Here is a 19,348-nt window from a genome sequence, read left to right as displayed (position 1 = left end):
GCAGTGAGGCCGCTAAAGTGCGGGTCATTGTGACAGAAACCAAGATATGCCGTGCCGAGGGCAAGGGCTATCGCCGCCATAGTTTTCCCCCTGACAGAAGCCCCCGGAAGTCCGTCTTTCGAGCATGTTGTCGCACGAATCGAGTTGAATGACCGAGAAGAAAAAAACCATTGCCGTTGTCGGAGGCGGCCCCGCGGGCCTGATGGCCGCTGAAGTGCTGGGTACAGCCGGCGCGCAAGTCCATGTGTACGACGCGATGCCCTCGGTCGGCCGCAAGTTCCTGCTGGCTGGGCGCGGCGGGCTCAACCTCACGCATTCGGAGCCGTTCGAGGCTTTCGCGAGCCGCTTCGGCGAACGCCGTGCGCAGGTGCAGCCGATGCTTGAAATTTTCGGGCCGCGGCAGGTGCAGGAGTGGGCGCACCGCCTCGGCATCGAGACCTTCGTCGGTACGTCGGGCCGGGTGTTTCCGAAGGACATGAAGGCCGCGCCGCTCTTGCGCGCGTGGCTGCACCGCCTGCGCGCGGCGGGCGTTCAGTTCCACATGCGCCACCGCTGGATCGGTTGGGAGGGCGTCGAGGCGCCGCCGACCGCATTGCGATTTGCTACCCCGCAAGGCGAGCAGCATGCAAGGCCTGATGCCGTGGTGCTGGCGTTGGGGGGCGCGAGTTGGGCGCGGCTGGGTTCCGACGGCGCCTGGTGGCCCTGGCTGCAGGCGCGGCAGGTGCCGCTGGCGCCGCTGCAGCCGGCCAACTGTGGCTTCGACGTGGGCTGGAGCGCGCATTTCGCCGGCCGGTTTGCGGGCCATCCGTTCAAGTCGGTGGCCTTGTCGTTCACCGACAGGCAAGGGCGCTCGTTCGCGCGCAAGGGCGAGTTCGTCGCAACGGATACAGGTGTCGAAGGCAGCCTGGTGTACGCAGCCTCGGCGCTCTTGCGTGACGAGATCAATGCATCGGGGGGCGAGGGCGCGACCTGTCGCATCGACTTGCTGCCGGATCGCACTGCCGCGCAGGTTTTGGCGGCCGTCAATCACCCACGCGGTGCCCGGTCATTGTCCAGCCATTTGAAGAGCCGGCTCGGCCTGGACGGCATCAAGTCGGGTTTGTTGCACGAGCAGCTTACCCGGGAAGATATGCACCAGCCGCAGCGCCTGGCCGAGGCCATCAAGGCGTTGCCGTTGCGCGTGCGGGCCGCGCGGCCGGTCGATGAAGCGATCAGCACCGCAGGCGGTGTGCGCTTCGAGGCGCTCGACGCAAACCTGATGATTGCGGCGCTGCCGGGCGTCTTCTGCGCCGGCGAGATGCTCGACTGGGAGGCGCCGACGGGTGGGTATTTGCTCACGCTCAGCATGGCCAGCGGCCTGTGCGCCGCGCACTCGGTCCTGCGATGGGTGTAGCGCATGGCAAATGATTGCATTTGCCCAGTAGGCCCGGCAGGCCCGGTGAACCTGCGGGCGCGCGCGACGGCCATCTCTTGAATCCTAGAGTGCCGATAAAAGTAGGGCTTGCGTCCGCTGACGGGGCGATGGCTGCCACTGGCAGCCATCGAAATGAGGTTGACGAGCCTTACCCCCGGCACTGACTCCACAGTTAGGGCTGCTTGGTTCCCCACCTGACCCGGTTGGCCGCTTCACCATGCGGGGAGGCCCGTCAATCTCTATTGTAGATGACGGTTTTCACCAGACCATCAACGAGGTCTCCAGCGCCGCATCGGCGTAGTAAAGCCGCACGCCGGCCTGGTACTTGCGGCCCTTTTGCAGGCGCATTTGCACATGGGCATTCAGGTTGGTGCCGCTGTCGTCGTTGCCTGCGATCTGCACATTGCCCGCGGGCGTGACCTCGAACAGCACCAGCACCGTGTCCGACGTGCCGAATGTACCGATGTCGTAGGTGCGGGTGCGCGTCGGCGCGAACTCGAACACACGCGTCTCGCCGGCCATGAGTTTCAGCAACTGCGACAAGCCCACCTTGAGTTGCGGCACCGCCGGTGCCTTGGCGCCGGGATAGGACTGCATCACCCAACTCTTGTCGGCTGCGGAGAGGCCGCCCTTTGGTGTCAGGCCATTCACGTATTTCGCCGGGGCCTGGATCAGGCCCGCCTCGAACTGGTATTCCATGACCGAATCAGGGTCCCAGTTGGTGCCCTTGACTTCGGCCGCGGGAATCTTGCGCAGGATGTTCCAGTCGATCTGGTCGTCGGGCCAGGAGTTGGGTGGACCCCTGAAGTAGTCCAGCACGGCCTGGCGGTTCCAGGTGATGCCGGCATTCGGATTCTGGTGCTCGTGCTCGAGGCCCAGCGAATGGCCGATCTCGTGCAGTGCGGTGTCGCCGCCGTACGGCGTCGTCAGCGGCCAACCAAAGTTGAGGGTGCGCTCGGCCGGGTCCCTCGTGTTGAGCACGTCGCGTCCGACGTATGACCATGAACCATCGTTCTGGTCGAAGCCGATGCGGATCATGGCGTCGGCGGGATGGTCGACGCGCCTGAATGTGATGCCGAGGCCCAGCTTGGCCCAGGTTTCGAAGGCGTTGTCGACGGCGGCTATGTCGCTTGCGACACCGAACCAGGCCGCCGGCACCGCATCACCCTTGCGAAAGCAGTAGTAGGTGAGCGTGGTGCCGTTCACCCATTTCTTGCTTGCGCTCATGATGGCAAAGGCCCGGCCAGCAGGCACGCTGCTGTCGAAAATGCGCGGGGTCTGGACCGGTTGCGCGCAGTAGCGCAGCCGGTTGGACTTTGCGGGATCTGCGGGTTTGGCAGCTTTCGCGCTGCGCTTGGTGCTGGGAGCAACGGCCATGTCGGTTCTCCTCCGTTTGACATTTCATACTAGTGAGCCATTACAGGGTTTTCAACTGCACAACGGCATACATCCCGCGCTGAAACGGCATAGGACCGGCCCCTAAAATGGCCCGATGTCCTATCTCGTGCTCGCCCGCAAATACCGTCCCCGGAACTTCGAGGAGATGGTGGGGCAGGCGCACGTCGTGCAGGCCCTGTCGAATGCGCTGACCACCCAGCGCCTGCATCACGCCTATATGTTCACCGGCACGCGCGGCGTGGGCAAGACCACGGTGTCGCGCATCCTGGCCAAGTCGCTCAACTGCCAGGGCCCGGACGGGCAGGGTGGCATCACGGCCACGCCGTGCGGCGTGTGCCAGGCGTGCAAGGACATCGATTCAGGTCGCTTCGTCGACTACACCGAACTCGACGCGGCCTCCAACCGTGGCGTCGACGAAGTTCAGTCGCTGCTGGAGCAGGCGGTCTACAAGCCGGTGCAGGGGCGCTTCAAGGTCTTCATGATCGACGAGGTGCATATGCTCACCAGCACCGCCTTCAACGCGATGCTGAAGACGCTGGAGGAACCGCCCGAGTACCTCAAGTTCGTCCTGGCGACCACCGACCCGCAAAAGGTGCCGGTCACGGTGCTGTCGCGCTGCCTGCAGTTCAACCTGCGGCCGATGGCGCCGGAGACCGTGCTCGAACATTTGACGCAGGTGCTGAAAACCGAAGACGTGCCGGCCGATGTACAGGCGCTTCGATTGCTGGCGCGCGCGGCCCGTGGCTCGATGCGCGATGCGCTTTCCCTGACCGACCAGGCCATCGCTTTTGGCAACGGCACCCTGGTCGAGGGAGGTGTGCGGCAGATGCTTGGCACGGTCGACCGCGGGCATGTGTTCAGGCTCATCGACGCGCTCGCGGCGGGCGACGGCAAGACCGTGGTCGAAACCTCCGAGACATTGCGGCGTGACGGCCTATCGGCAGCTTCCACGCTGGAAGAGATGACCACCGTGCTGCAGGCCATGGCGGTGTTGCAGGCGGTGCCCGCGCGCGCGGACCATGCCGCCGACGGCACCGATCCGGATGCCGCCGAGACGGCGCGCCTGGCCGCCTCCATGCCGCCCGATGAAACGCAATTGCTCTACAGCCTGTGCCTGCATGGCCGGGGTGAATTGGGGCTTGCGCCCGATGAGTACGCGGCGCTCACGATGGTGTTGCTGCGCTTGCTCGCATTCAAGCCGTCCGCGGAAAAAAAAACTCTGAATGAGCCGGTTCGGGCGGTCAGGCCGGTGGAACGGGCTGTCGCCGTGGCCTCGCCGGCGGACACCCCCGTTGCCGCGAAGTCTCGGGTCGCGACGGTCGCGCCCGTCATCCATGCGCCACCGGGCCATCGCCTTGCGATCGTCGAGCCGCCTGCACTTGCGGCTGCGGAGCCGAGGAAGATTGCAGCGGCCGTGGATGCCGCGCAGGGCGTACCCGGCGTCGTCGCCATGCAGGTCCGCGTTCAGCCGCCTCCCGGCATGCGTGACATGGCCCGTGAGCAGTCATCCAGCACGCCGCTCGTGACCAGCGAGGACGGCGACTTCTGGCACGAGGCGGTCTCGCAACTGGTGGCGGCCGAAGCCATCAGCGCGCTTACACGCGAATTGGCGTTGCAGTCGCAGCTGGTGGCGCGCGACGTCGACCAGTGGTTGCTGCGTGTCGAGCGCGAATCCCTCAACCAGGTTGCCAGTCGCGAGAAGTTGCAGGCGGCATTGGCAACACTCGGGCACGGCGTCAAGCTCGCCGTCGAGATTGGCAACGTGGTCGACAGCCCGGCGCGGCGCAACAAGCTGGCCGCCGAAGCGCGGCAGAAGGCGGCTGAAGAGGCAATCCACAACGACCCGCTCGTGCAGAGCATGATGCGCGACTTCGATGCCCGCATCGTGCCGGGGACGCTGCGGCCGGCGTGACACCCGGCGCCTGTTGCGGCGGTTTAGCATTCACCCGATTTTTTCAACCATTCAGGATCAAACCCATGTTCAACAAAGGACAACTTGCCGGCCTCATGAAGCAGGCCCAGGCGATGCAGGAGAACCTCAAGAAGGCGCAGGAAGAACTGGCCACCATCGAGGTCGAAGGCGAATCCGGCGCGGGCCTGGTAAAGGTTGTGATGACCTGCAAGCACGACGTCAAGCGCATCACCATCGACCCCAGCCTGCTGGCGGACGACAAGGACATGCTTGAAGACCTCGTCGCTGCCGCTTTCAACGCCGCCGTGCGCAAGGCCGAGGAGACCAGCGAGCAGAAGATGGGCAAGCTTTCCGCTGGCATGCCAGGCCTGCCGCCCGGCATGAAGCTGCCGTTCTAGTCCTGTTGCACATGCATGGCTGATTCCAGTTCGCTCGACGCGCTGGTCGAGGCATTGCGCCGCCTGCCGGGTGTAGGCGTCAAGTCGGCCTCGCGCATGGCGTTTCATCTGTTGCAGCATGATCGCGAAGGCACACAACTGCTTGCGCGCGCCTTGCAGCAGGCGGCCCTCCAGGTGCGGCACTGTGATCGCTGCAACACGTTCACGGAAGCGGCGATTTGCAGTGTCTGCAGCGACCCGCGACGTGACGCCGGAAAGCTTTGTGTGGTCGAAACGCCAGCCGACCAGGCCGCGCTCGAGCGCACCGGCGCGTTTCGCGGCTACTACTTCGTCCTGATGGGCAAGCTGAGCCCGCTCGACGGCATCGGACCGAAGGACATCGGCTTGCAGAAGCTGTTCGACCGCGCACTGGATGGCGATGTGGCCGAGGTGATTCTTGCCACCAACTTCACGGCCGAGGGGGAAGCCACGGCCCATGTGATCGGCGAGGCCTTGCGCCAGCGCGGCCTCACGGTCACTCGGTTGGCGCGCGGCGTACCCGCTGGCAGCGAACTCGAATACGTCGATCTCGGGACCATTGCGCACGCGCTTGTAGACCGGCGTTGACGCTGCGGATTGCCTGCATCGCGCTGTGTGCGAAGGCTTTTCGCAACGCACGCAGCGCTTCGTGGACGCTCGCATCCTGCTAGAAGCCGCGATGCCTTTCCCGACCGAGGGGAGGACTTCGTTCTTACGTGAAAACCCGCACGGGATGTTCCTGATGCAGGTGGGGATGGCGCTCCCTAAGCTCGGATCAACTTCACACAGGCACCGACGGCTTTCGCGCCGGCTCCCATGCTCAAACGCCGTACTTTCACCACTGCTGCAGCACTCGGTGCTGTCGCAATATCCGCTCCCTTCGTGCACGCGCAGGGCAAGCTTGAAAAGACTAGGGTATCCATCGCTGTCGGGGGCAAGGCCGCGTTCTACTACCTGCCGCTGACCATCAGCGAGCAACTTGGTTACTTCAAGACCGAGGGACTGGATGTCGAGATCTCCGATTTCGCCGGTGGCTCGCGTGCGCTGCAGGCCGTTGTGGGCGGCTCGGCCGATGTGTGCTCGGGCGCGTTCGAACACACCATCAACCTGCAGGCAAAGAACCAGTACTTCCAGTGCTTCGTGCTGCAAGGCCGGGCACCGCAGATCGCAGTGGGCGTGTCGACGAAGAACATGCCCGCGTACAAGACCATTGCCGACCTCAAGGGCAAGAAGATCGGCGTCTCCGCGCCCGGGTCGTCGACCAACATGGTGGCCAACCTGGTGCTGTCGCGCGGCGGTGTCAAGGCGAGCGACGTGAGCTACATCGGCGTGGGCGTGGCGGCTGGCGCATTGACGGCGCTGCGCGCGGGGCAGATCGACGCGATCAGCAACACGGACCCTGTGATGACCATGCTCGAGCAGAAGGGCGACGTGAAGATCATCAGCGACACGCGCACGCTCAAGGGCACGCAGGAAGTGTTCGGCGGGCCGATGCCGGCGGCCTGCCTCTACGCATCTTCCGAGTTCATCCAGAAGAATCCCAACACATGCCAGGCACTCGCCAACGCGATCGTGCATGGCCTCAAGTGGCTGCAGACGGCCGGACCGGGCGACATCATCAAGACCGTCCCTGAGACCTACCTGCTGGGCGACCGCGCGCTGTACCTTGCGTCGTTCGACAAGGTGCGCGAATCGATTGCCGTCGACGGCCTGGTGCCTTCCGAGGGGCCGAAGACCGCGCTCACCGCCATCGGCAGTTTCGACAACACGGTCAAACCCGAGAAAATCGATATCGACAAGCTGTACACCAATGACTTTGCCAAGCGAGCCAAAGACAAGTTCAAGGCCTGACCTGCAGGCGCACCAGACCCGGCTTCGGCCGGGTTTTTTGTTTGGGCCCGAATGCCAAGATTTCGTCCTGTTTCATGTCTGACTACGCACTCGAACTCCTCGACATCAGCTGTACCTTTCGCTCGAAGGACGACCCCGGCCAACGGTACACGGCCGTGGCCGATACCACGCTGCGCATCGAGGCCGGCGAGTTCGTGTCGGTGGTCGGCCCCACCGGCTGCGGCAAGTCGACCTTGCTGAACGTGGGGGCCGGGTTGCTGGAGCCATCGTCGGGGGCGATCAAAGTCTTTGGCGAGCCGCTGGTTGGCATCAACCGGCGCGCCGGCTACATGTTCCAGAGCGAAGCCCTGATGCCTTGGCGCAGCACGCTCGACAACGTCATGGTGGGCCTGCAGTACCGCGGTGTGCCGGATGCGGACGCAAGGGCGCAGGGCGAGGCCTGGCTGGCGCGCGTCGGCCTGTCGGGATTTGGCGATCGCTACCCGCATCAACTGTCGGGCGGCATGCGCAAGCGCGTGGCGCTGGCGCAGACACTGGCATTGGACCCGGACATCATCCTGATGGATGAGCCCTTCAGCGCGCTCGACGTGCAGACCCGCCAACTCATGGAGAACGAGGTGCTGGACCTCTGGGCCGCGAAGAAGAAGGCAGTGCTCTTCATCACGCACGACCTCGACGAAGCCATCGCGATGAGCGACCGCGTGGTTGTGCTGTCGGCAGGCCCCGCGACGCGTCCGATCGGCGAATTCAGCATCGACCTCCCGCGCCCGCGCGACGTCGCCGAGGTGCGCACCGATGCGCGCTTCGTCGAACTGCACACCCAGATCTGGAACGTGCTGCGCGACGAAGTGCTCAAGGGCTATGCGCAGCAATTGAAGAAGGCGGCTTGACATGCTGCTCAACGAACGCAATGCCCGTTTCTGGCAATTCGCGCTGCTTGCCGTCATCCTGGTGGTATGGCACGTCGCGTCGCGCAACCAGCAGTTTGCATTTTTCCTGGGTGAGCCGATCCAGGTGGCAGGGCGGATCTGGAGCTGGTTCGTGCCAGTCGACTTGCCGGCCAGCATGTTCTTTCCCGATGGCTTGAAGGGCAATGCCGATGTGTACCTGCACCTTGGCACGACGCTGGTCGAGACCGTGCTGGCTTTTGCCATCGGCACCGCGGTGGGGTTGGCCTGCGGGCTGTGGCTGGCGCTCGCGCCGACGGCCAGCCTGATTCTCGACCCCTATATCAAGGCGGCCAACTCGATGCCGCGGGTGATCCTCGCGCCGATATTTTCCCTGTGGTTCGGGCTCGGCATCTGGAGCAAGGTTGCGCTGGCCGTCACGCTCGTGTTCTTCATCGTGTTCTTCAACGTCTACCAGGGTGTGCGGGAGGTGAGCCCGGTGATCCTGGCCAATGCGCGCATGCTCGGCGCCAATCAGCGGCAACTGCTGCGCACGGTGTACTTGCCGAGCGCGACGAGCTGGGTGTTTTCCAGCCTGCATACTTCCGTTGGCCTGGCCTTCGTCGGTGCGGTCGTTGGCGAGTACCTGGGTTCGGCGCGGGGCGTGGGCTACCTGATCCTGCAGGCGGAGGGTACCTTCGACGTCAACACGGTGTTCGCCGGAATCGTCGTGCTGACGATCTTTGCATTGGTGCTGGATGGCGTCGTGGGGGTGATCGAGCGGCGCTTGATGAAGTGGCAACCGCGCAGCGGCGAAACCGAGAAGCTGTAAGCAAGACAGGAGAGATTTTGTTGAACGACAGCAACGAGCCTGGACGCCACTCACCTGCGTTGCTGCGCTCGCGCCATGCGGCGGCGCGGGTGTCGAACGAAGAATTGTTCTTCGACCTGGTCTATGTCTTTGCGGTCACCCAACTGTCGCATTACCTGCTCGACCATCTCACCTTGCTCGGCGCGCTGCAGACGCTGCTGCTGTGGTTCGCGGTCTGGATGGGCTGGCAGTACACGGCATGGGTGACCAACTGGTTCGAACCGACGGCGATACCGATCCGGCTGGTGCTGTTCGCGATCATGCTGGTCGCGCTGGTGATGGCTTCCGCGTTGCCGCAGGCGTTTGGCGAACGGGCGCTCGTGTTTGCCGGTTGCTACGCGGTGATCCAGGTGGGCCGGACGCTCTGGGTGTTGCTGGCGCTCGGCAAACGGCACGCGCTGGTCCCGAACTTCCGGCGCATCCTGGCGTGGACCTCGGTGGTCGCGGTGTTGTGGGTGACTGGGGCTTTGGCGGACGGTAACTTGCGGCTCGCCCTCTGGGCTGCCGGCGTGCTCTGCGAGTACGTCGCCCCAATGATTGGCTTCAGGTTTCCGGGCCTTGGACGATCCACCACGGCCGATTGGACCATCGACGGCGGCCACCTGGCGGAGCGCTGCCAACAGTTCGTGATCGTGGCACTGGGCGAGTCAGTGCTGGCGAGCGGCGTTGCATTCGGGCAGGCGAAGGAGTGGGCTCTGGGCGCCGTGCTGACGATGCTGGTGACCTTTCTCGGCAGCATCGCGATGTGGTGGATGTACTTCGACACCAGCAGCAAGGACGCGGCCCACGTGATCGAACACTCCGACGATCCGGGCGGCATCGGCGCCAAGTTCCACTACACGCATGTTGTGCTCGTGGCGGGCATCATCGTCTCGGCCGTGGCTGACGAGCTCGTCATCGGCCATGGCGATCACCACTTCGAGTGGAAGTACCTCGGTGCGCTGCTGGGCGGGCCGGCCATCTACCTGTTCGGCAACGCGCTCTTCAAGCGCGTGGTGTATGGCTTCCTGCCGCAGTCGCACATTGGCGGCCTGGCCGCGCTGGCCTTGATCGTGCCGTTTGCATCGCACCTGTCGGTGGCAACGGTGGGAGCGTTGACCACCGCAGTGATGGTAGCGGTGGCATTGCTCGAGGCCGTGTGGCGGCGGCAGTCGCGCGCGCAGGCCGCTGCGCGCTGAACCCGAGGCTAGTGCTTCTTCCTGGTCGGCGTGCCGGCGGGCTTTTCGTGGGCCGCTTGCTTGCTGGTTTCGTGCACGGCCCGCTTGCCGGATCCTTGGGCGGTTGGCCTCGTCGAGACCGAAACGACCTGCTTGCTGGGAACCTGCACCCGAGCGGCGCCGCCGCGCTGCGACGCCGCGGCATGCGCCGGCGCCGCGCCGCTGCCAACCCTTGCGGTCGCCATGGTGCGCACCTGCACATAGACCACCACGCTGGCGCCGCGCGGGAACTTGTGGTTGATCCGCACGTCGTTCCAGTCGGCCACGCTGCCGGCGCTGAGCCGGTAGCGGCTGGCGATGCTGGCCGGCGTGTCATTGCGGCCCGCCTTCACGGTAGTCCGGCGCGTCACGATCTCGGGCTGGAAGCTCAGGTGGCCGGTGTCGGCCACCACCGCGGCGACGTCCTCCTGCACCTTGGCCGAGCGCGGCACGATCAGCGTGGATCCGGCCTTGATCAGCATGCGCGGCGGGATGTTGTTGACGGCGCGCAAGTCGGCCTCGCTCATGCCGGTGCGCTGGGCTGCGTCGGAGGCGGTCATCGTCGTCTCGACGGTCCAGGCGGTCCAACTGGCGTACTGGCCCTGGCTGTAGGCCTCGAAGTTGCGCGTGAAGACCGCCGCGTTGTCCCACGGCAGCAGGATCTGCGGGGTGCCGGCGGCCAGGATGATCGGCTTGTGCGCGGCGGGATTGAGCGCGCGGAAGTCTTCGATGCGCACGTCGGCAAGCTTTGCGGCCAACGCCACGTCGAGGTCGCGCGTCAAGGTGACGGTCTGGAAGTAGGGGTGATTGGGAATCAGCGGCAGGTCGGTGTTGAACGCCTGCGGATTGGCCACGATGTTCTTCACGGCCTGCAGCTTGGGCACATACAGGCGCGTTTCGCCCGGCATCGTGAGGTCGCTGTAGGTGGTGGGCAGGCCCAGCCTCTGGTTCTTGGCAATGGCGCGGCTGACGCTGCCTTCGCCCCAGTTGTAGGCGGCCAGTGCCAACTGCCAGTCGCCGAACATGTTGTAGAGCTTCTGAAGGTAGTCGAGCGCGGCGCGAGTGGACGCGAGCACATCGCGGCGGTCATCGCGGAAGATATTCTGCTTCAGGGAATAGTCAGTGCCGGTGGCCGGCATGAATTGCCACATGCCGGCGGCGCGCGCGCTCGACACGGCCTGCGGGTTGAAGGCGCTCTCGATGTACGGCAGCAGCGCAAGCTCGGTCGGCATGTCGCGGCGCTCGAGTTCTTCCACGATGTAGAAGATGTACTTGTTCGACCGCTCGGTCATGCGCTGGATGTAGTCGGGCCGGCTCGCGTACCACTGCTCGCGCTCGTGAACCGCGTCGTTGTCGAGGTTCTGCATCTTGAACCCGCGGCGGATGCGGTCCCACATGTCCGTGGGCGGTGCCAATGGCGCCACGCTCTGGGAAGTGGCTTTGCCCGTCGTGATGGGCATTAGCGGATCGCTGGGATATTTCGGGGTCGCGCTTGCGGCGGAAGAAGTCGCGGTGGAACCGGCAGGCCGGGTACCGGTCGCGCAGCCCGCGAGCAGCAGGGTGCCCGCAATGCAGGCGGCTAGCAAAAATTTCATCAGAGGTCGGGTTCCCATTGGTGCAGTGCGGTGAACACCCCGCCGGCGTCGGCCGCGGCGGAAAGGCCGGTGCGGACGTGCATTGCTTCAAGGAGGGTGGTTTCGCGGCTGCGAAGAAAAAGGTGGTTGTCGCGTCCGGCATCCGACCATCGGGGTTGGATGGCGGCGCTGCCGGCGCGATCCGCGCGACGGTGCGTGACTAGAATCGCGGCCAGTTGCGGCTCGCCGCGCCCAAGGTTTTCGAACGTCGGCTGGGCATCGCCCGGGTCTACCTCGATGGCATCGGGCCCGTGCCTCAGCATCCAGATGTAGTTGTCAGCCAAAGCGGGCAGCGGAACGAAGGTCATGAGCGGTCAAATTATAGGTTTGCAGGATTGGTTCCAGACCCCGCCCGGCCGCTATCTGCTGGCCTGGGAGCAACTGCAATTCGACCAGGCCGTCGCCGACATGTTCGGCTACCACGCGCTTCAACTCGGATTGCCTGCCATAGACGCGCTGCGTGCGAACCGGATGCGGCACCGCTGGCTGGCGCTGCCGCAGGTGCCGCAGCAGGGGGAGGCCTCTTCTGCGGCTTTGTTCACGGACTTCACCGCGTTGCCGTTTTCGGCCAACAGTCTTGATCTGGTGCTGCTCCCGCACGCCCTGGAGCTCAGTGAAGACCCGCATGCCACCTTGCGCGAGGTCGAGCGCGTGCTGGTGCCCGAAGGGCGCGTGGTGATCTGCGGACTGAACCCCCACAGCCTGTGGGGAATGCGGCAGCGGCGTGCCCATTTATGGCGTCGCCTGGGTTTCGGCGAGTTGTTCTTGCCCGAAGCCGGGGAATTCATCGCCTACCGGCGCATGCGGGACTGGCTGCGGCTGTTGAGTTTCGAGGTCGAATCGGGCCGTTTTGGGGCGTATCGGCCTGCGGTGCGCAGCGAGGCGTGGCTAGAGCGATTTCGCTGGTTCGATGCGGCGGGCGAGCGTTGGTGGCCGATATTTGGCGCTGTTTATTTTCTGGTGGCGGTGAAGCGTGTACGCGGGTTGCGGCTGTTAAGTGCCGACTGGCGCCGCGCCGGCGCACGCGCCAGTGCGCCGATGCCCGTCGCGGGCAAGGTGCACCGTGCCCCCCCGCCGCCTCGACCGTGATTTTCAAGAAGCAAGGACGAACGAGTTGAACGAGGTACAGATCTACACCGATGGCGCCTGCAAGGGCAACCCCGGCCCGGGCGGCTGGGGCGCATGGCTCAAGTCGGGCGCGACCGAGAAAGAGATATTTGGCGGCGAACTGAACACCACCAACAACCGCATGGAACTCACCGCCGTGATCGAGGGCCTGGCCGCGCTGAAGCGGCCGTGCAAGGTGGTGCTTTATCTCGACAGCCAGTATGTGCGCCAAGGCATCACCGAATGGGTGAAGGGCTGGAAGGCAAAGGGCTGGATGACTGCCGCGAAGCAGCCGGTGAAGAACGTCGAGTTGTGGAAGCGGCTCGACCATCTTGTGCAGGACGGCGGCCACACCATCGAGTGGCGCTGGGTCAAGGGCCATTCTGGCGATCCGGGCAACGAGCGCGCCGACATGCTGGCCAACAAGGGCGTGGACCGGGCGCTGGGCCGAATCTAGGCTATGGCGGGAGATGCTGTGGCGGCGGCAGCACCTCGCCCATCCTGGCGCGCAGCAACAGGTCGTCTACGACGCGCATTCGCCGGCTCAGTTCGCGCCCGATGTTCATCTGGATCAGCGCGAACTGGGCCGTGTTGTGCTCATACAGCCGATAAAGATTGGCTGGCGTCAGTGCCACCGCGGTGCAGGGCGCACCGGCACGCACGGATGCGCTGCGCGGCGACAGGTCCAGCAGTGACATCTCGCCGAAGCAGTCGCCTTGCTTCAACTGATGCAGCAACAGGTTTCGCCCCTTCCAGCTCTTGAAGACGGTGACCTGACCCGCCTCGAGTACGAACATGCCGTGCGGCGGGTCGCCTTCGCGAAAAAAGAAGTCGCCGGTGGGAACTTCGACAATGGGCGCAGGTTCCAGCAGGAACTCCAGCGTGTCCGCGCTGATGCCGCCGAATATGGGCATCTGCTGCAGCATGTCGACGCGGGCGGCGAGCATGGCTACACAACGCCGTCGAACATCATCACGTCGACCTCGTCGCCGGGCGCCACGCTGCCTTGCGCATGGTGCAGGACGACGAGTCCGTTGCCCTCGACCATCGAACTCAGCACGCCCGAGCCCTGGTTGCCGGCGATGCGGACTTCCGGTAGCGCACCGGGCAGGCAGGTGACCCGGCCTCGTTGGTACTCGGTGCGGCCGGGCTTCTTGCGGATCGGCGCCACGCTGCGTGCGCGCAGCATGGGTGGCGGCGCGGCATTGGCTGCGTTGCATCCCATGAGCCGGAGCAGGGCGGGGCGCACGAAGGCGAGGAAGGTGACCATCACGGCGACCGGATTGCCCGGCAGGCCGAAGAGCACCGCGGCGCCCTCATGGGCATCGCCCGCGGACGACCTGGGAATGAGCCCGACCGCCATGGGGCGGCCCGGCCGCATCGCGACGCGCCAGAACGCCATGTCACCCAGTTGCTTCATCACGGCGCGGGTGTGATCGGCCTCGCCGACGCTGACACCGCCGCTGGTGATGATCGCGTCGGCGCGCTCGGCAGCATCAGTCAGCGCGTCGGCGAGCGCGGCCGGGTCGTCGCGCACCATGCCGAGGTCGACGACCTGGCAGCCCAGCCGCGTGAGCAGGCCGAACACCGTGTAGCGATTGCTGTCGTAGACGGCGCCTTCGCGCGGCGGCTCGCCGAGGCTGAGAATCTCGTCTCCGGTCGAGAAGTACGCCACGCGCAGGCGGCGCAACACCGGCGCTTCGGCTTGGCCGAGACTGGCGAGCAGGCCGAGTCCGGCCGGCGTCAGGCGCTCGCCCTGCAGCAGCGCGGGGAGGCCTTGCCTCAAGTCTTCGCCGGCAAAGCGGCGGTTGTCGCCGGGGCGCAGGGCGTTGGCAGGAAAGCGCACGGTATCGCCGTCGACGGTGCAGAACTCCTGCGGCACGACGGTGTCGAAACCCGCCGGCATCACCGCGCCGGTCATGATCTTGAGGGCGTCGCCCCGGGTCAAAGCGCCATGCCGGGCTGTGCCCGCGAATGCGGTGCCTGCCACCCGCAGGCTGACGAATCCGGATGAAGGCGTGTCGAGCACCGCACCATCGAAGGCGAAGCCGTCCATGGCCGAATTGTCGTGTGGCGGGACGTTGAAGGGCGAGACCACGTCCTCGGCCAGCACGCGGCCGAGGGCCTCGAACAGCGGCACGCGTTCCCGCTCGCGCAGGATGGCGGGCGCGACGAGTTCGGCGAGAAAGGCCTGAACGCCGTCGACGCTCAGCGCTTTCGGGTCATAGCCGGCCAGTGCAGCCGCGATATCGGCGATGCGGCTCATTTGGCGCGGTGTGTTTCCAGCGCCGCGAGTTCTGCCAGCGTGTTGGCATTGAAGAAGGCGTCGGGCGCATCGTCCTCGCGGTCGAACGGGACGAGCACGGTGCGATGCCGCGCAGTCCACGCATCGATCTTGCGGCCGCCGGCCACGGTGAATTCGCGAAGGCTGGCCAGCAAGTTGACGGGCAGCAGGCAGAACACGGGTTGAGCGCGCAGGACCGGTGGGCCGCCTTCGTCCTGGGGCTCCGGGGCGCTGACCATGGCGATCTCGGCATCCGCCTGCGCGAGTGCATCGGCGAGGCGGCTGGCCAGGTCCGGCGGAAACAGCGGCGTGTCGCAAGGCACGGTCAGCAGCCATGGCGTTTGACAGCGTTCCAGGCCCGTCAGGAAGCCAGCCAGCGGCCCTGCATAGTCGGCGATGCCATCGGGCCACACCGGCACACCGAACGATTCATAGGTCGGCAGGTTGCGGTTGGCATTGATCACCATCCTGCCGACCTGTGGCCCGAGTCGCTGCACCGCGTGTCGTGCAAGCGGCGTCCCATTGAAGGTCTGCAAGCCCTTGTCGACGCCGCCCATGCGGGAGCCGCGGCCGCCGGCAAGAACCAGCCCGGTGATGTCCGCCGCTACGTGGGGCATGTTGCGACCCATTGTCAGCCGCCGATGTAGCTCATCTCGACGCGACGTGCCGCGCCGGTTTCGGTCGCCAGGTCGGGATCGCGAAGCGCGCGGAGCTCGGAATACCGGTCGGTGCGGCCCTGCCAGATGTGGCCGATCGCCGAGAGCAATTGCGTGTCGTCCGCATCGCCGCGCAGCAGCGGGCGAAGGTCGTGGCCGCGGCTTGCAAACAGGCAGGTGTAGAGCCTCCCTTCGGTCGACAGGCGCGCGCGGCTGCAGTCGTGGCAGAAGGCCTGCGTGACGCTGCTGATCACGCCGATTTCGCCCGCGCCATCGGCATAGGCCCAGCGCTGCGCCGTTTCGCCGGGCGCGCTGGCTTCGAGCGGCCGCAGCGGAAACTCGTTCGCGATGAGCGCAATGACCTCGGCAGAAGGCATCACCTCGTCCATGCGCCAGCCGTTGGTGGCCCCCACGTCCATGTATTCGATGAAGCGCAGCACCACGCCTGTGCTGCGAAAGTGGCGCGCCATCGGCAGGATTTCCTGCTCGTTGGTACCGCGCTTGACGACCATGTTGACCTTGATCGGCCCGAGCCCGGCGGCCTGCGCGGCGTCGATGCCCATCAGCACATCGGCAACCGGAAAGTCGACATCGTTCATGCGGCGGAAGACCGTGTCGTCGAGGCCGTCCAGGCTGACCGTCACGCGCTGCAGGCCGGCAGCCTTGAGGGTGGCGGCCTTGCGCGCGAGCAGGGAACCATTGGTGGTCAGCGTGAGGTCCAGCGGTGCGCCATCCACGGTACGCAACTGGGCTAGCTGCTCGATCAGGACTTCGATGTTCTTGCGCAGCAGCGGCTCGCCGCCCGTGAGGCGAATCTTGCGCACGCCATGCGCGGTAAACAGCCGCGCCAGCCGCGCGATTTCCTCGAAGTTAAGGAGCGCCGCGTGGGGCAGGTACTTGTAGTCCTTGTCGAAGACTTCCTTCGGCATGCAATAGCTGCAACGGAAGTTGCACCGGTCCGTCACGCTGATGCGCAGGTCGGTCAACGGCCGGCGCAGTTGATCCTCGAGGTGCCCGACCGCAGGAACCCGCGCCTGCGCAACCGCGGCGGCACGATGTGCGCGGCCGATTTCGGAGACGGGGATGACTTTGCTGTTCATGGGAATTGTCAATTTACCCCATCGCCTGCACCCGGAGGGTGCATCGGGCTATCCATGACGCGCACAGGGACTCGACAGGGCATTCGCACGAGGCGAGGGATAGCTTCGACTCATCTCGGTTTTCCACCACGTTATCGCGTGACCGTCGACGAGCACGGCGAAGTCTGTACGTGGGCACCCGCGGAACCGGCTTTGCCGGGCCGCCGGGTGCGCCCCACGAGGGGGAGGCGCCGCAGGCGCTTTGGGGGTGCTTTAACCTTTCCGCGGAACCGGCTTTGCCGGGCCGCCGGGTGCGCCCCCTCGAGGGGGAGGCGCCGCAGGCGCTTCGGAGCTGTCTAATTTTTCAGACGCAGCGCGCTCCGTCGACCTCGATGCACACGCCGCTGATGAAGGCGGCCTCGTCGCTCGCCAGGTACAGCGCCGCGTTGGCCACGTCGAGTGCGGTCGAGAAGCGGCCGAGCGGAATGGTGGCGCGGAACATGGCCTTGCGCTCTTCGGTGACCGGTCCGCCGGCGAATTCGGCAGCCAGGCCGGTGTCCGGATTGAACACCGGGTTGATGCAGTTCACGCGGATGTTGTCCGGCCCCAGTTCGGCAGCCAGTGACTTGCTGGTAGTGATGACCGCGCCCTTCGATCCGTTGTACCAGGTGAGGCCCGGGCGAGGGCGCACGCCGGCCGTCGACGCGATGTTGATGAAGCTGCCGCCGCCGTTGGCGCGAAACGCCGGTACTGCATGAATGGTCGACAGGTAGATGCTCTTCACGTTGACGGAGAAGCAACGGTCGAACTCTTCCTCGCTCACTTCGAGGGCGGGGCGGTTGCGGTGCGTCCAGCCCGCGTTGTTGACCATGACGTCGAGCTTGCCATGGCGCTCGATCGCGACGTCGACCAGTGCCTTCACGTCCGCCGTCTTCGTGACGTCGGCCGCAAAGAAGGAGGCGCGCCCGCCATCGCGCAGGATCGCCTCGACGACTTGCTGGCCTGCCGCCGCGTTGACGTCGTTGACGATGACTTGCGCACCCTCCGCCGCAAGCCGCCTGGCGATACCCTCGCCGATGCCGCCGCCCGACCCGGTGACGATGATGGACTTGTCCTTGACGCGCATGGAGTCTCCTGGAGTTGTGGTGATTGGATCGCTGGCGCCGCACGGCTCGGAGGGCACCCCGGACTTCAACCGTGTCGCACGGCGACGGTCTTGAGCGTCGTGAAGCCGTACATCGCCTCGAAGCCTTTCTCGCGGCCGTAGCCCGAGGACTTCACGCCGCCGAAGGGCAATTCGACGCCGCCCCCGGCACCGTAGTTGTTGATGAACACCTGGCCGCTGCGTACGCGCTTGGCCATGCGGAACTGGCGTGCGCCATTGGCCGTCCAGATGCCGGCGACGAGGCCGAACGGCGTGGCGTTGGCCTGCGAGACTGCTTCGTCCTCGTCGGCGAATTGCATCGCCGCCAGGACGGGTCCGAACACTTCTTCCTGCGCCAGCCGGTGCGTCACCGGCACGTCGCGCAGCAGCGTGGGTGCCTGGTAGAAGCCGCTTTCAGGCGCCTCGTCGACGATCACGCCTTGCGCCACCATCGGAATGCCGGCATGTTGCGCGTCGCTCAGGAAGTCCCACACGCGCTGTAGCTGCGACTGGCGAATCAGCGGACCGACGTCGAGGTCCATGGCCGCAGGACCGACCCGCAGCGCTTCGAACGCGTGGCCGAGCCGTTCGAGCAGCGGCTCGTAGATGCTGCGCTCGATCAGCACGCGCGAGCCGGCCGAGCAGGTCTGTCCCGCGTTCTGCACGATGGCGTTGATCAGCACCGGGATTGCGGCGGTGAGGTCCGCGTCCGCGAAGATGATCTGCGGGCTCTTGCCGCCCAGCTCCAGCGTCACCGGGCAATGCCGTTCGGCCGCGACCTGCTGGATCAGCGTGCCGACCGCGGGGCTGCCTGTAAAGCTGATGTGGTCGATGCCTGGGTGCCGTGCCAGCGCATCGCCGACCTCGTGGCCATAACCCGTCACGACATTGAGCGCACCTGGCGGAAAGCCGACCTCGGCCGCCAGTTGCGCCACGCGAATCAGCGACAGGCACGCGTCCTCCGCCGGCTTGACCACGCAGACATTGCCCGCCGCCAGCGCGCCGCCGACGCTGCGGCCAAAGATCTGCATCGGGTAGTTCCACGGAATGATGTGGCCTGTGACGCCATGCGGTTCGCGCCAGGTGAAGACGCTGTAGCCGTCCTGGTAGGGAATGGTCTCGCCATGCAGCTTGTCGCAAGCGCCGGCATAGAACTCGAAGTAGCGCACCAACGCCAGTGCGTCGGCTCGCGCCTGCTTCACCGGCTTGCCGCAGTCGCGTTGTTCGAGCAGCGCCAGTTCATCGGCGTGTTGTGCAATCTTCTGCGAGAGCTTATGGAGCAGCCGGCCGCGCTCAGCCGCACTGACCTTGTGCCACTCATTGTCGAAGCAGTCGCGCGCAGCGCCGACGGCATCGTCGATGTCGGCCGCATTGCTGCGCTGCAGTTCGTCGAACGCCTGGCCATCGGACGGATCAAGAACCGGCAGCGTGCGGCCCGAAGCGGAGACGACGCTGGTGTTGGCGATGTAGTTGAGTTGCATGGCGAGGGAAGGATGCGA

Annotated in this window: 19 protein-coding genes and 1 other RNA gene; 10 read left to right on the top strand and 10 right to left on the bottom strand. The window is 65.6% G+C overall.

All coding sequences use genetic code 11. The features are described from left to right. The first annotated feature begins 148 nt into the window (after positions 1-148). Positions 149-1,393 (top strand): TIGR03862 family flavoprotein, encoded by a 1,245-nt coding sequence (locus tag WKW80_RS05515; protein ID WP_340362542.1) that lies wholly within the window; start codon positions 149-151, stop codon positions 1,391-1,393. A gap of 158 nt (positions 1,394-1,551) precedes the next feature. Here the strand turns inward: WKW80_RS05515 and ffs are convergent. Beyond that, positions 1,552-1,648: signal recognition particle sRNA small type (gene ffs, locus WKW80_RS05510), an RNA gene on the bottom strand. 24 nt (positions 1,649-1,672) lie between these two features. After that, positions 1,673-2,791, bottom strand: a complete 1,119-nt coding sequence (locus tag WKW80_RS05505; protein WP_340362541.1) for a M12 family metallopeptidase — start codon at positions 2,789-2,791, stop codon at positions 1,673-1,675. 115 nt (positions 2,792-2,906) lie between these two features. Between WKW80_RS05505 and dnaX the strand changes: the two genes are divergently transcribed. The 7 genes from dnaX to WKW80_RS05470 all read left to right on the top strand — a co-directional run bounded on the left by dnaX (position 2,907) and on the right by WKW80_RS05470 (position 9,927). Beyond that, positions 2,907-4,724, top strand: coding sequence for a DNA polymerase III subunit gamma/tau (dnaX, locus tag WKW80_RS05500; protein WP_340362540.1), 1,818 nt, complete (start codon positions 2,907-2,909; stop codon positions 4,722-4,724). Between the two features lie 65 nt (positions 4,725-4,789). Beyond that, entirely contained in the window at positions 4,790-5,122 is a 333-nt protein-coding gene (locus tag WKW80_RS05495) for a YbaB/EbfC family nucleoid-associated protein (RefSeq protein WP_213959265.1), read from the top strand. Between the two features lie 15 nt (positions 5,123-5,137). Then, positions 5,138-5,728, top strand: a complete 591-nt coding sequence (gene recR, locus WKW80_RS05490) for a recombination mediator RecR (RefSeq protein ID WP_340362539.1) — start codon at positions 5,138-5,140, stop codon at positions 5,726-5,728. A 228-nt stretch (positions 5,729-5,956) separates the two neighbouring features. Continuing rightward, a complete protein-coding gene (locus WKW80_RS05485; protein ID WP_340362538.1) occupies positions 5,957-6,991 on the top strand; it encodes an ABC transporter substrate-binding protein in 1,035 nt (344 codons plus the stop codon). Between the two features lie 74 nt (positions 6,992-7,065). Beyond that, the gene (locus WKW80_RS05480; protein WP_340362537.1) at positions 7,066-7,881 is read left to right on the top strand and encodes an ABC transporter ATP-binding protein; all 816 of its coding nucleotides are present in this window, start codon (positions 7,066-7,068) and stop codon (positions 7,879-7,881) included. 1 nt (position 7,882) lies between these two features. Beyond that, a complete protein-coding gene (locus tag WKW80_RS05475; RefSeq protein WP_340362536.1) occupies positions 7,883-8,710 on the top strand; it encodes an ABC transporter permease in 828 nt (275 codons plus the stop codon). Positions 8,711-8,730: 20 nt separating this feature from the next. Continuing rightward, on the top strand, positions 8,731-9,927 hold the full coding sequence (locus WKW80_RS05470; RefSeq protein ID WP_340362535.1) for a low temperature requirement protein A: 1,197 nt from the start codon (positions 8,731-8,733) through the stop codon (positions 9,925-9,927). Between the two features lie 8 nt (positions 9,928-9,935). Here the strand turns inward: WKW80_RS05470 and WKW80_RS05465 are convergent, their stop codons facing one another. Together WKW80_RS05465 and WKW80_RS05460 are read right to left on the bottom strand one after the other, a co-directional pair. Continuing rightward, positions 9,936-11,540, bottom strand: coding sequence for a transglycosylase SLT domain-containing protein (locus WKW80_RS05465; protein ID WP_340362534.1), 1,605 nt, complete (start codon positions 11,538-11,540; stop codon positions 9,936-9,938). Beyond that, positions 11,540-11,887, bottom strand: coding sequence for an MBL fold metallo-hydrolase (locus WKW80_RS05460; RefSeq protein ID WP_340362533.1), 348 nt, complete (start codon positions 11,885-11,887; stop codon positions 11,540-11,542). The genes WKW80_RS05465 and WKW80_RS05460 overlap by 1 nt, the downstream gene beginning before the upstream one ends. On the opposite strand from WKW80_RS05460, the gene WKW80_RS05455 reads away from it, so the two are divergent. Both WKW80_RS05455 and rnhA read left to right on the top strand, forming a co-directional pair. Continuing rightward, positions 11,886-12,668, top strand: coding sequence for a class I SAM-dependent methyltransferase (locus tag WKW80_RS05455; protein WP_340362532.1), 783 nt, complete (start codon positions 11,886-11,888; stop codon positions 12,666-12,668). The two genes, WKW80_RS05460 and WKW80_RS05455, sit on opposite strands and share 2 nt — an antisense overlap. A 25-nt stretch (positions 12,669-12,693) precedes the next feature. After that, a complete protein-coding gene (gene rnhA / locus WKW80_RS05450; RefSeq protein ID WP_340362531.1) occupies positions 12,694-13,143 on the top strand; it encodes a ribonuclease HI in 450 nt (149 codons plus the stop codon). Between the two features lies 1 nt (position 13,144). Here the strand turns inward: rnhA and WKW80_RS05445 are convergent, their stop codons facing one another. The 6 genes from WKW80_RS05445 to WKW80_RS05420 all read right to left on the bottom strand — a co-directional run bounded on the left by WKW80_RS05445 (position 13,145) and on the right by WKW80_RS05420 (position 19,330). Further along, the gene (locus WKW80_RS05445; protein ID WP_340362530.1) at positions 13,145-13,633 is read right to left on the bottom strand and encodes a Crp/Fnr family transcriptional regulator; all 489 of its coding nucleotides are present in this window, start codon (positions 13,631-13,633) and stop codon (positions 13,145-13,147) included. Positions 13,634-13,635: 2 nt separating this feature from the next. After that, positions 13,636-14,952, bottom strand: a complete 1,317-nt coding sequence (moeA, locus tag WKW80_RS05440) for a molybdopterin molybdotransferase MoeA (protein WP_340362529.1) — start codon at positions 14,950-14,952, stop codon at positions 13,636-13,638. Then, positions 14,949-15,587: a molybdenum cofactor guanylyltransferase MobA gene (gene mobA / locus WKW80_RS05435; protein ID WP_340362528.1), complete on the bottom strand. Its 639-nt coding sequence runs from the start codon at positions 15,585-15,587 to the stop codon at positions 14,949-14,951. The genes moeA and mobA overlap by 4 nt, the downstream gene beginning before the upstream one ends. A 14-nt stretch (positions 15,588-15,601) precedes the next feature. Beyond that, positions 15,602-16,726 (bottom strand): GTP 3',8-cyclase MoaA, encoded by a 1,125-nt coding sequence (gene moaA, locus WKW80_RS05430; protein WP_340362527.1) that lies wholly within the window; start codon positions 16,724-16,726, stop codon positions 15,602-15,604. A gap of 343 nt (positions 16,727-17,069) precedes the next feature. Further along, a complete protein-coding gene (locus tag WKW80_RS05425; protein ID WP_340362526.1) occupies positions 17,070-17,831 on the bottom strand; it encodes an SDR family oxidoreductase in 762 nt (253 codons plus the stop codon). A gap of 65 nt (positions 17,832-17,896) precedes the next feature. Continuing rightward, a complete protein-coding gene (locus WKW80_RS05420; protein ID WP_340362819.1) occupies positions 17,897-19,330 on the bottom strand; it encodes an aldehyde dehydrogenase family protein in 1,434 nt (477 codons plus the stop codon). Positions 19,331-19,348 lie beyond the last annotated feature (18 nt).

Source organism: Variovorax humicola (assembly GCF_037889915.1).
Taxonomy (GTDB): domain Bacteria; phylum Pseudomonadota; class Gammaproteobacteria; order Burkholderiales; family Burkholderiaceae_C; genus Variovorax; species Variovorax humicola.
Note: the sequence above shows the minus strand (reverse complement) of the source record. Positions and strands in the feature narration are given on the sequence as shown.

Bases quoted from the DNA above. Each gene is read 5' to 3' on its own strand.
- WKW80_RS05515 (WP_340362542.1), top strand. From the start codon at position 149: ATGACCGAGAAGAAAAAAACCATTGCCGTTGTCGGAGGCGGCCCCGCG.
- WKW80_RS05505 (WP_340362541.1), bottom strand. From the start codon at position 2,791: ATGGCCGTTGCTCCCAGCACCAAGCGCAGCGCGAAAGCTGCCAAACCC.
- dnaX (WP_340362540.1), top strand. From the start codon at position 2,907: ATGTCCTATCTCGTGCTCGCCCGCAAATACCGTCCCCGGAACTTCGAG.
- WKW80_RS05495 (WP_213959265.1), top strand. From the start codon at position 4,790: ATGTTCAACAAAGGACAACTTGCCGGCCTCATGAAGCAGGCCCAGGCG.
- recR (WP_340362539.1), top strand. From the start codon at position 5,138: ATGGCTGATTCCAGTTCGCTCGACGCGCTGGTCGAGGCATTGCGCCGC.
- WKW80_RS05485 (WP_340362538.1), top strand. From the start codon at position 5,957: ATGCTCAAACGCCGTACTTTCACCACTGCTGCAGCACTCGGTGCTGTC.
- WKW80_RS05480 (WP_340362537.1), top strand. From the start codon at position 7,066: ATGTCTGACTACGCACTCGAACTCCTCGACATCAGCTGTACCTTTCGC.
- WKW80_RS05475 (WP_340362536.1), top strand. From the start codon at position 7,883: ATGCTGCTCAACGAACGCAATGCCCGTTTCTGGCAATTCGCGCTGCTT.
- WKW80_RS05465 (WP_340362534.1), bottom strand. From the start codon at position 11,540: ATGAAATTTTTGCTAGCCGCCTGCATTGCGGGCACCCTGCTGCTCGCG.
- WKW80_RS05455 (WP_340362532.1), top strand. From the start codon at position 11,886: ATGAGCGGTCAAATTATAGGTTTGCAGGATTGGTTCCAGACCCCGCCC.
- WKW80_RS05460 (WP_340362533.1), bottom strand. From the start codon at position 11,887: ATGACCTTCGTTCCGCTGCCCGCTTTGGCTGACAACTACATCTGGATG.
- WKW80_RS05445 (WP_340362530.1), bottom strand. From the start codon at position 13,633: ATGCTCGCCGCCCGCGTCGACATGCTGCAGCAGATGCCCATATTCGGC.
- moeA (WP_340362529.1), bottom strand. From the start codon at position 14,952: ATGAGCCGCATCGCCGATATCGCGGCTGCACTGGCCGGCTATGACCCG.
- mobA (WP_340362528.1), bottom strand. From the start codon at position 15,587: ATGCCCCACGTAGCGGCGGACATCACCGGGCTGGTTCTTGCCGGCGGC.
- moaA (WP_340362527.1), bottom strand. From the start codon at position 16,726: ATGAACAGCAAAGTCATCCCCGTCTCCGAAATCGGCCGCGCACATCGT.
- WKW80_RS05425 (WP_340362526.1), bottom strand. From the start codon at position 17,831: ATGCGCGTCAAGGACAAGTCCATCATCGTCACCGGGTCGGGCGGCGGC.
- WKW80_RS05420 (WP_340362819.1), bottom strand. From the start codon at position 19,330: ATGCAACTCAACTACATCGCCAACACCAGCGTCGTCTCCGCTTCGGGC.